Source organism: Sphingosinicella sp., from assembly GCF_052387495.1.
Classification (GTDB): domain Bacteria; phylum Pseudomonadota; class Alphaproteobacteria; order Sphingomonadales; family Sphingomonadaceae; genus Allosphingosinicella.
In genome coordinates this window covers 1-2,171 of record NZ_JBQTJC010000138.1, presented here as the reverse complement: position 1 = coordinate 2,171, position 2,171 = coordinate 1, and the positions used below count along the sequence as shown (strand labels likewise).

Genomic DNA, 2,171 nt, shown 5'->3' with positions numbered 1-2,171 from the left:
CGGCGCTCCTGCAGCCCGCGCCGGCCGCTGCCGTCCCCGAAGTGCCGTCCGCGAGAACGCAGGATGATCCGGCCCAGCAGTTTCAGGCCTTGCTCGACCAGCTGCGGGCCGCCCTGTTCGCGCCGGGCGAGCAAGTCCCGGGCTGGGATGCCGGCGGCGCCGATCCCGATGGCGCAACGCATGCACTGGGCGCCGACCGCTTCTACCAGCTGAGCCGCAGCGAGGGCAGCTACGGGGTCACCATTCTGACCGATCGCCCCATCACGGATTTCGCGCCGCAGCGGTGGCGCGTCGCGGACAGCTACGGTCAGCCCGGCGAGCGGCTCGACTCTCCCCAGCTGGATTTTCACCCCTTGTCGGATCGCTACATCATGGCGAGTCGAGTCAGCACCTGGCGGCAGAACGATGTGCGCTGCTATCGGGATTTCAGCCAGGTGATCCTCTACGAGGATCCCAGCGCGCCCGCGCGACCGGACGACGAGGCGATCCCGATGATGTTCCGCATGATGATGCTGGCCATGGAGGGCCAGACGATCTGTTCGCGCATGGATGGCGATCCGCGAAGCGGTTACCGCCCCAGCTACTTCAACCCGGATGGCCGGCGCCTGTCGGCGCTCCAGTCTCCGGACATGCTGGTCACGATCGTCCCGGCCGCCCCGATCGAGCAGCTAGTGCGCGCGGGTCCGCCCAGGCCAGCCGGAGACTAGGCCCCGGCCTTGCGCATCGGTTGGAGCTCCAGCCGCGCGAGGCTGCGCCAGAGCCATTCGAACGGGCCGTAGCGGAAGCGGTCGAGCCAGGGCTTCGACCAGAGCAGCATCAGCGCCCACATGACCAGCACCGGCAGATAGAGCTCTACGCGGGTCAGCGAGCCGTAAAGGCCGAGGCCCCAGCCGTAGAACAGGGCCGTCATCAGCAGCGAGGTGCCGAGATAATTGGTGAAGGCGGCGCGGCCCGCGGCGGCGACGCGGTCGGCCAGCCAGCCGCCGTTCCGGAAGGCGAGGATGATCAGGGCGGCGTAGGCGAAGACCATGATCGGGCGGAGCGGCGTCGTCGCGGTCATCGAGTAAAGGATCGTCGATTCCATCGTGAAGCCGGCGCGCCAGTTGGACCAGGCGAGCAGGGCGTAGAGAGGGATCGTGATGGCGAGCCCGATCAGCGCCACCTTGCGGTAGCGCGCCGCCGCCCATTCGCCGCGGAAGAAGCCGGTCTTCAGCGCCGCCATGCCGAACAGCATGTAGGCGAGCGTTTCCCAGCCGAAGAAGAAGATGCCGACGAAGGGCTCGGCGCCGTGCTCGGTCAGCTGGTTCCGGACGAGGCCGGTCCACGGACCGAGATGGAGCGACATCGCCTCGGAGAGGTGCTGCGGGGTCATCCGGCCGAACGCTTCCTGGAAGCCGGCCCATTCCTCTGCCTCGGTTCCGCTCAAGGTCCCCTGGCCGGCGAGCTGGTAGACGCGCAAGGACAGCGCCGTCATCAACAGGCATTGCACGAGGACCAGCGCCACGCCCCATGTGATCAGCGCCCTCACCTTGAGGTTGCGGAAGAAGAAGAGCAGGAGGCCGGTGAGCGCGTAGCCGGCGAGGATGTCGCCGAACCAGATCAGGTAGAAGTGGAGGAGGCCGAAGACGAGCAGCCAGAGCATCCGGCTGTAATGAATCTTGGCCGCCGATTGCCCGCCCGCCTCGGCCCGCTCGATCACCAGCAGGGTCGAGGCACCGAACAGGAAGGAGAAGAGGCCGCGCATCTTGCCGTCGACGAGGACGAAGTTGAACGCCCAGGCGGCATAATCGGCGACGCTCTCCGAGCCGAACGAGGCCGGGTTCATATAAGCGGAGAAGGGCATGGCGAAGGCGACGATGTTCATCGCCAGGATGCCCATCACGGCGATGCCGCGGACGATATCGAGCGACTGGATGCGCCGTCCCGGCTCGGTGGTAGCAGTCATCCCGTGCGTCCCCCGCTTGGATGTCAGAGCCAGCTGGATATCCGATCCAGCGGCTTTTTCAAAAGGGCATGTTCGGGCACGGTCGCGTCCGGCGCCGGGCGGCCCGCGACGATCACCATCACCGGTTTCTCGGTCGCCGGGCGGCCGCAGAGGCGATTGAGGAAGCCCATCGGATTGGGGGTGTGGGTGAGCGTCGCGAGGCCCGCTTCATGCAGCGCGAGCAGCA

2 protein-coding genes and 1 pseudogene are annotated in these 2,171 nt (G+C 67.3%); 1 reads left to right on the top strand and 2 read right to left on the bottom strand.

Features of this window, described 5'->3' with window-relative positions; genetic code table 11:
- The coding region (locus ACT4N8_RS07815) for a hypothetical protein (protein WP_444857572.1) at positions 1-707 on the top strand (707 nt) is incomplete at its 5' end.
- On the opposite strand, the gene ACT4N8_RS07810 is transcribed toward ACT4N8_RS07815, so the two are convergent.
- Both ACT4N8_RS07810 and ACT4N8_RS07805 read right to left on the bottom strand, forming a co-directional pair.
- Positions 704-1,945 (bottom strand): DUF418 domain-containing protein, encoded by a 1,242-nt coding sequence (locus ACT4N8_RS07810; protein ID WP_444857571.1) that lies wholly within the window; start codon positions 1,943-1,945, stop codon positions 704-706. The two genes, ACT4N8_RS07815 and ACT4N8_RS07810, sit on opposite strands and share 4 nt — an antisense overlap.
- Positions 1,946-1,968: 23 nt before the next feature.
- A pseudogene (locus tag ACT4N8_RS07805) lies at positions 1,969-2,171 on the bottom strand (nitroreductase family protein); the annotation flags it as partial.

Coding starts and splice junctions, on each gene's coding strand:
- ACT4N8_RS07810 (WP_444857571.1), bottom strand. CDS start 1,945: ATGACTGCTACCACCGAGCCGGGACGGCGCATCCAGTCGCTCGATATC.